Here is a 7098-nt window from a genome sequence, read left to right on the forward strand (position 1 = left end):
CGGGCCAGCTCCTCGACCAGTGAGCGCAGGCCGCGCGGGGCGGCCCAACGGGTCGGACCGGTCACCTCGCGCCGGCCGTCCGGGCCGTACGCCACGAAGGTGTCGGTCCACTCCCGGACCAGCCCGGCGGCCCGCCACCCCCGCACGACCTCGGCGAAGTCGGGGTCGTCGACGGTGAGGTACGCGGCGCCGGTGTCGGCGGGGCGGCCGTCGAAACGGCGGCTGGCCATCCGCCCGCCCGCCACCCGGCCCCGTTCCCGGATCTGCACTCCGACACCCGCCCGGACCAGCTCCGTCGCGCATGCCACGCCGGCGATGCCGGCTCCCACCACGATCACGCCCGAGTTCACCGAGTGATCGTATGTGCCTCCGCGGCGGGCGGCATGAAGGACCGACACCGTGGGTAGGGGTACACCTGTTCGAAGAAAGGTGGACATCATGGCCGACCGCAACAGGCAGCAGCCCGACCCACGGGGCGCGATCAAGGACCCGGACGAGTGGGTGACCGGCGAGGAGCCGCCGACCGCCGCTCAGGAGTCGTACCTGCACACGCTGGCCCGGGAGGCCGGCGAGGAGGTGCCGGACGACCTCACCAAGGCCGAGGCGTCCCGGCGGATCGACGAGTTGCAGGAGGAGACCGGCCGGGGCCGGTGACCCTCAGCGCGGGGGCAGGCGGTGCAGCTCGACCTCGTCGAGCCGCCCCGCCGCCACCCGCGCCGTCAGGTAGGTGGCGTACGGCTGGGACCGCCGGTCGGTGGGCGAGCCGGGGTTGAGCAGCCGCAGCCCGCCCGGGGCGACGCTGTCCCACGGGATGTGCGAGTGGCCGAAGATCAGCAGGTCACGGTCGGGGAAGCGGGCCGCGCAGCGCTCCTCCCGCCGGGTCTTCGGCCCGGTCTCGTGCACCACCGCCACCCGCAGGCCGTCCAGGTCCACCCGGGCCACCTCGGGCAGTCGGGCCCGCAGCTCCGGGCCGTCGTTGTTGCCGTACACGCCGACGAGCCGGCGGGCCCGGGCGCTCATCGCGTCGAGCAGCGCCACGTCGACCCAGTCGCCGGCGTGCACCACCACGTCGGCGGCCTCCACCGCTGACCAGACCGGCGCGGGCAGGTCGCGCGCCCGCTTCGGTACGTGGGTGTCGGCGAGGATGACCAGACGCATCCCGCCATTCTCCGCCAGTCGGCGGGGCGGGGGTGCGCGCCCGGCGCGCTCAGGCGCCCTGGCCCTGGTTCTGCATCAGGCCGCCGTCCATGAAGTACGTCGACCCGGTGACATAGTCGGCGTCGTCGCTGGCCAGGAAGACGGCCAGCTTGGCGATCTCGCCGGGCTGGGCGGCCCGCTTCCACGGGATGGACTGCACCTGTTCCTCCAGGTACTGCGGATCGTCGATGGCCCGCTGGTTGAACGGGGTGAGCACCATCCCAGGTCCGATGTTGTTGACGTTCATCCGCATCGGCGCCACCTCCAGGGCGAGGCTCTTGGCGAACTCCAACATCGCGCCCTTGCTGGTGTCGTAGTCCGCGCCGCCGGCCCGGGCCACCTCCTGGTGGATCGAGGTGATGTTGATGATCTTTCCCTGCCCGCCCTGGTCGCGGCGGTGCCGCACGAACCGGCGGGAGCAGAAGAACGTCCCGTAGACGTTGATCCGGATGGCCCGGTCCCAGGTCTCGGTGTCCAGGTCGGCCACCGGGATGCCGGAGGCATCCACCCCCGCGTCGTTCATCAGGATGTCCAGCACGCCGAACTCGGCCAGCGCCTCGTCGAACATCGCCTCCACCTGCTGCTCCGCGCTGATGTCGCCCTGCACCACCATGGCCCGCTGGCCGGCCTTCTCCACCTCGGCCCTGGTGTGGTTCGCCCCGGCATGGTCGTGCAGGTAGTGCACCACCACGTCGGCGCCCTCCCGGCCGAACTCGATCGCCGTGGCCTGTCCGATCCCGGAGTCCGAGCCGGTGATCAGCGCGGTCCTGCCCGCCAGTCGTCCGGTCATCAGCGTGCTCCCTCCCTGGGTCCCGTACCGGCCGGCACGGGCTGTCGGTCGCCTTCCGTGGCCCTGCGGGCCCGCTCGTCGGCGGCGGTGAGATGACCCGCCGCGTTGATCAGGCCGATGTGCGAGAACGCCTGCGGGAAGTTACCGAGGTGTTCGCCGGTCACCTGGTCGATCTGCTCGGCGTACAGCCCGAGGTCGTTCACCCGGGCGGCGAGCTGTTCGAACACCCGGCCCGCCCGGTCCCGCTCCCCCGCCTTGGCCAGGCAGCCGACCAGCCAGAACGTGCAGATGACGAAGCCCGCGGGGTCGTCGTCCCAGCGGCGCAGCAGGCCGTCGCGGGACAGCCGCCGCTCCACCACGTCCATCGTGGAGCGCATCCGGGGGTCGTCCGCCGGCAGGAAGTCGACCAGCGGCATGAGCAGCACCGAGGCGTCCAGCTGGTCGGAGTCGAAAGCCCCGGTGAAGGCGCCGAGCCGCTCGTTCCACCCGCGCGTGAGCACCGCCGCCCGCACCTCGTCGCGGGCCGCCGCCCAGCGGGCCACGTCCGCCGGGTCGCCCAGCCGGGAGCCGAAGCGGACCGCCCGGTCCAGCGCCGTCCAGCACTGCACCTTGGACGAGACGTAGTGCCGCTCGGCGTCGCGCGCCTCCCACATCCCGGCGTCCGGCCGCCGCCAGTCCGACACCGCCCGGTCGGCCAGCGCGCGCAGCAGGTGACGGACGTCCGGCGACATCGGGTCCAGGTAGTACCGCATCAGCCAGGCCGCGTCGAGCACCTCGCCCAGCACGTCGTTCTGCCGCTGCCGCCAGGCGTCGTTGCCGACCAGGACCGGTCGGCTGTTGTCGTAGCCGGAGAGGTTGCCGAGGGCGTGCTCGGTGAGGTCCCGTCCGCCGTCGACGCCGTACATGATCGGCACCGGCTCGTCGCCGATCCGGCCCATCGCCCGGCCCACCCAGGAGAACTGCCGGTTCGCCTCGTCCGGGCAGGCCGCCAGCCAGAGCGCCTGGAGGGTGAGGCTGAAGTCGCGTACCCAGACGAAGCGGTAGTCGTAGTTGCGGTCACCGCCCAGCTGCTCGGGCAGCGACGTGGTCGCCGCGGCCACCACCGCTCCGCTGGGCCCGTAGGTCATGCCCTGCACCACCATCGCGCTGCGCCGCACCGCGTCGCGGTAGCGGCCCTGGTAGTCGTCGTGCAGCGCCGCCCAGGACCGCCAGCCGGCGACGGCGTCGGCCACCACCTGGTCGGCGTCGGGCGTGGCCGGCTGCGCGGCGCCGTAGGCCGGAGCGTGCCCGAGGGTGAAGCGGTAGGTCTCGCCGGCGCGGACGGTGATCCGGGCGGTGGCCCCGTCCTCCCCGCAGTCCAGCGCGACGTCGGCGCGCAGTCGCAGTCGGCAGCCGCCGCCGGCCGCGTCGATCATTCCATCGGAGTTCGTCAGGTAGGCGCTGACCCTCCCGTACTCGAACCGGGGCTGGTAGTCCACCAGCATTGGCACCTCGCCGGCGAGTCCCTCGACCACCCGGGCGAGCACCCGCGGGGAGCGCCGGCCGATGTCGTGCCCGCGCGCCCCCGGCTCCAGCGCCAGGGCGTCGGTGACGGCCACCGCGCCGGTCGCGGTGCTGAAGACGGTACGCAGCACCAGCGTGTCGTCCAGGTAGGAGCGTTCGCTGGTGTACCCGCCCTCGGGCCGGATCGACCAGTGCCCCGCCCGGTCGTCGAGCAGCCGCCCGAACGCCGACGGCGCGTCGAACCGGGCGGGGCACCACCAGTTCACCGAGCCGGCACGATCCACCAGCACGGCGCTGCTGCCGTCGGCCAGGAACCCGTGCTCACTGATCCGTCCGCTCTGCACGCCGGTGCCTACCCGGGCCGGCGAAGCAGCATTCCTCGACGTCGGCGGCGGTTGGGCGTTACCGGTTCCGACCGTCGGGAAGACGGGTGGCCGACGAAGGAGGCAGCGATGACCAGACCCTCGAACCCGACCGCGGCCTGGCGTCCCGGGATGCCGGGCGACGAGAACCTCCCGTCCGGTCCGGCCGGCCGGCCGGCCGCGCCCAGCGGTGACGGGCACGGCCCGCAGACCGGGCCGCCCACTGTGACGATCGGCTCGTACCCGGACTATCCGTCCGCGCAGCGGTGGTGGACTACCTGGCCGACAACCGGTTCCCGGTGGAACACACCGCGATCGTGGGGACGAACCTGACCCTGGTGGAGACCGTGCTCGGCCGGTTGACGACCGGGCGGGCCGCGTTGCTCGGCGCGGGCACCGGAGCCTGGTTCGGGCTCTTCATCGGCCTGTTGTTCGGCATCTTCACGGTTGGCAACTGGCTGGCGGTGATCCTGGTCGGGCTGGTCATCGGCGCGATCTGGGGTGCCGTCTTCGGTGCGGTCGCGCACGCCATGTCCGGCGGCCAGCGGGACTTCACCTCGGCCAGTTCGCTGCGCGCCGGCCAGTACGCGGTCACGGTGGACGCGAACATCGCCGACCAGGCGCGTCAGCTGTTGGGACGGATGCACCTCACCCCGACCGGCGCGACGGCCCGCTGAGCACGTACCCCGACGCCCCGGCGCACCGCGCCGGGGGCGTCGCGGCGTGGGTCAGGCCCGGTGGTACGCCAGCTCGCCGGCCCGGATCGGCACGTCGACCCGGTTCTCCGGCGGGGCGAGCGGGCAGGCCCACCGGTCGTCGTAGGCACAGCTGGGGTTGTAGAGGTAGTTGGCGTCCAGGCGTACCCGCCCGCCGGGGAGCAGGGTGAGCCCTCGGCCGTAGGTGCCCTTGACGGTGTCGGTCAGGTACCGGCCGCCGCCGTAGCTCTCCCGGCCGCAGGTGCCGTCGCGCAGCGGCACGAAGAGCCCGCCCCCGTACGCCTCGATCCACCACAGGGTCAGCGGGCCCCACGGGGTCTGCGCCACCGCCACCCGCCGGTAGGTCACCACGCCGTCCGGGCCGCCGGTGTCGATGCTCTCGGTGCCCGAGGCGGGGCGCAGCGGCGCCTCCACGACGGCCTCCGGGTTCGGCGGGAACCAGCCCAGCCCGGTGAAGGCCGCCCGATCGGCGGCGGGCACCGGACTCTGCGGGTGCCCCGCGAACAGCTCGTCGCGGGCCGCGCGGAAGCCGGCCAGGTCGAGGTCGGAGAGGTAGAGCCGGGCCACCCGCTCCCGCCAGTCGAGCAGCTCGAGATCGTCCACCCGTCGAGCCTAGCCGGGCCCCGGGGTCAGGGGTCGGTGGCCAGCCGGGCGTGCAGGTGCTCGTCGTGGCGGCGACCGTCGCCGTACCGGTGGGAGTCGCGCATGGTGCCCTCGATCGGGTACCCGGCCCGCGCCGCGACCCGGCAGGAGGCGGGGTTGGCGACCGCGTGGCAGAGCTCGATGCGGTGCACCCCCAGGTGGGTGAAGGCCCACCCGCCGAGCGCGGTGACGGCCCGGGAGGCGACTCCCCGGCCTCGCGCGGCGGCGGCCGTCCAGTAGCCGATCGAGGCGTTGCCGTCGTGGATCTGGAAGAGCGAGGCCCCGCCGAGCAGGGTGCCGTCGGTCGCGTCGGTCACCGCCAGGGACAGCCGGTCCACCGCCGTCGGGTCCGCGCGCCGGCGCAGCCACTCGCGCGCCCCCGCCTCGTCCCGTACGCCCTGCGGGTTCCACCGCTCGACCTCGGGTTCCCGCAGCGCCACGAGCACGGCGCGAGCGTCCCGCGCCCGCCAGGCGCGCAGCAGCAGGCCGGGGGCGGTCAGCTCGACGGGATCCACGCGCCGGAGTGTGGCACGGGGTGCCGCCGGCCCGCCCGCGCTTTCCGCCGATCGTGTTCCTTCACAACTGAAGTACCCGGCTGAGCGCCCCCGTTCTGCCCCTGACCGACAGCTCGCAGAGACCTTGTTTAAATTTGAAAGAGTGCTACAGTCGTAGCCGTGACGGAGAGTCTGGACAGCGCGCGGATGGCCGGCTGGCGCGCGTACATCGAGGCCAGCCAGCGGTTGTTCACCCAGCTGGAGGACGACCTGCGCGCCGACCGCGGCCTGAGCTTCGCCGACTACCACGTGCTGGTCCTGCTCGCCGAGGCTCCGGGGCAGCGGCTGCGGATGGGCGAGCTGGCCGACCGCCTGGTCTTCTCCCCCAGCCGGCTGACCTACCAGATCACGTCCATGCAGCGGCGCGGCCTGGTCGCCCGGGAGTCCTGCCCGCAGGACCGCCGGGGCAGCGAGGCGGTGCTGACCGCCGCCGGGCTGCTCGCCCTGCGCGAGGCCGCACCGGGGCACCTGGCCTCGGTCCGCCGGCACCTGATGGACGACCTCGACGACGCCGAGGTCGCCACCCTGACCCGGGTCTTCGAACGACTCGGCCGGCGCCTGCGCGCCGACCGCGACGCGTCGTCCACCCTGAGCGACTAAGGAGTTCGCGATGCCCGCCATCACCGTCGACGACGTCCTCGTCCTGCCCCGCCTGCCCCGGCTCGACGAGAGCACCAGCTTCCGTCCGGTGCGCCGCCTGATCACCGCGCCGCGCGGCTACGAGGGCGAGGGCTTCCCGGTGCGCCGGGCCTTCGCCGGGGTGCCGATGACCGAGCTGGACCCGTTCATCCATCTGGACCAGATGGGTGAGGTGGACTACGCCCCGGGCGAGCCGAAGGGCACCTCGTGGCACCCGCACCGCGGCTTCGAAACCGTGACCTACATGATCGACGGGATCATGGACCACCAGGACTCGCAGGGCGGTGGCGGCACCATCACCAACGGCGACACCCAGTGGATGACCGCCGGCCGTGGCCTGCTGCACATCGAGGCGCCGCCGGAGCACCTGGTGATGAGCGGCGGCCTCTTCCACGGCCTCCAGCTCTGGGTCAACCTGCCCAAGGTGGCGAAGATGAAGCCGCCGCGCTACCAGGACATCCGGGGTCGGGAGGCGGCGCTGCTCACCACGCCGGACGGCGGGGCGCTGATCCGGGTGATCGCCGGCGAGGTGGCCGGGCACCGGGGGCCGGGCTCGACCCACACCCCGATCACCATCGCGCACGTGACGCTCCAGCCCGGCGCCGAGCTGAGCCTGCCCTGGCGGCCCAACTTCAACGCGCTGGTCTACGTGCTGGGCGGCCGCGGCACGTCGGCACCGACCGGCGGCCGGTGCG

8 protein-coding genes and 2 pseudogenes are annotated in these 7098 nt (G+C 73.5%); 4 read left to right on the forward strand and 6 right to left on the reverse strand.

From position 1 onward, the window contains the following. A partial coding sequence (locus tag JNW89_RS22260; RefSeq protein ID WP_238450373.1) for an NAD(P)-binding protein occupies positions 1-338 on the reverse strand: 338 nt, incomplete at its 3' end. A 100-nt stretch (positions 339-438) separates the two neighbouring features. Between JNW89_RS22260 and JNW89_RS22265 the strand changes: the two genes are divergently transcribed. After that, positions 439-654: a DUF3072 domain-containing protein gene (locus JNW89_RS22265; protein WP_210777358.1), complete on the forward strand. Its 216-nt coding sequence runs from the start codon at positions 439-441 to the stop codon at positions 652-654. A gap of 3 nt (positions 655-657) precedes the next feature. Here the strand turns inward: JNW89_RS22265 and JNW89_RS22270 are convergent, their stop codons facing one another. The 3 genes from JNW89_RS22270 to JNW89_RS22280 are packed head-to-tail and all read right to left on the reverse strand — an operon-like array spanning position 658 to position 3834. Further along, positions 658-1158, reverse strand: a complete 501-nt coding sequence (locus JNW89_RS22270; protein ID WP_238450368.1) for a metallophosphoesterase — start codon at positions 1156-1158, stop codon at positions 658-660. Between the two features lie 49 nt (positions 1159-1207). Then, positions 1208-1987, reverse strand: a complete 780-nt coding sequence (locus tag JNW89_RS22275; RefSeq protein WP_238450369.1) for a glucose 1-dehydrogenase — start codon at positions 1985-1987, stop codon at positions 1208-1210. Beyond that, complete coding sequence (locus JNW89_RS22280) at positions 1987-3834, reverse strand: glycoside hydrolase family 15 protein (protein WP_238450370.1); 1848 nt, start codon at positions 3832-3834, stop codon at positions 1987-1989. The genes JNW89_RS22275 and JNW89_RS22280 overlap by 1 nt, the downstream gene beginning before the upstream one ends. A 108-nt stretch (positions 3835-3942) precedes the next feature. On the opposite strand from JNW89_RS22280, the pseudogene JNW89_RS22285 reads away from it, so the two are divergent. Beyond that, positions 3943-4529, forward strand: a pseudogene (locus JNW89_RS22285) (general stress protein). Positions 4530-4580: 51 nt separating this feature from the next. On the opposite strand, the gene JNW89_RS22290 reads toward JNW89_RS22285, so the two are convergent. Both JNW89_RS22290 and JNW89_RS22295 read right to left on the reverse strand, forming a co-directional pair. Further along, positions 4581-5171 carry a DUF1684 domain-containing protein gene (locus JNW89_RS22290; RefSeq protein WP_238450371.1) on the reverse strand — a complete coding sequence of 197 codons (591 nt, stop codon included), beginning with the start codon at positions 5169-5171 and terminating at the stop codon, positions 4581-4583. A 26-nt stretch (positions 5172-5197) separates the two neighbouring features. After that, positions 5198-5725, reverse strand: coding sequence for a GNAT family N-acetyltransferase (locus tag JNW89_RS22295; RefSeq protein ID WP_238450372.1), 528 nt, complete (start codon positions 5723-5725; stop codon positions 5198-5200). A 159-nt stretch (positions 5726-5884) separates the two neighbouring features. Between JNW89_RS22295 and JNW89_RS22300 the strand changes: the two genes are divergently transcribed. Continuing rightward, complete coding sequence (locus JNW89_RS22300) at positions 5885-6364, forward strand: MarR family winged helix-turn-helix transcriptional regulator (RefSeq protein ID WP_088962874.1); 480 nt, start codon at positions 5885-5887, stop codon at positions 6362-6364. A gap of 10 nt (positions 6365-6374) precedes the next feature. Beyond that, a pseudogene (locus tag JNW89_RS22305) lies at positions 6375-7098 on the forward strand (pirin family protein); the annotation flags it as partial.

This window comes from Micromonospora sp. 4G55 (genome assembly GCF_016803375.1).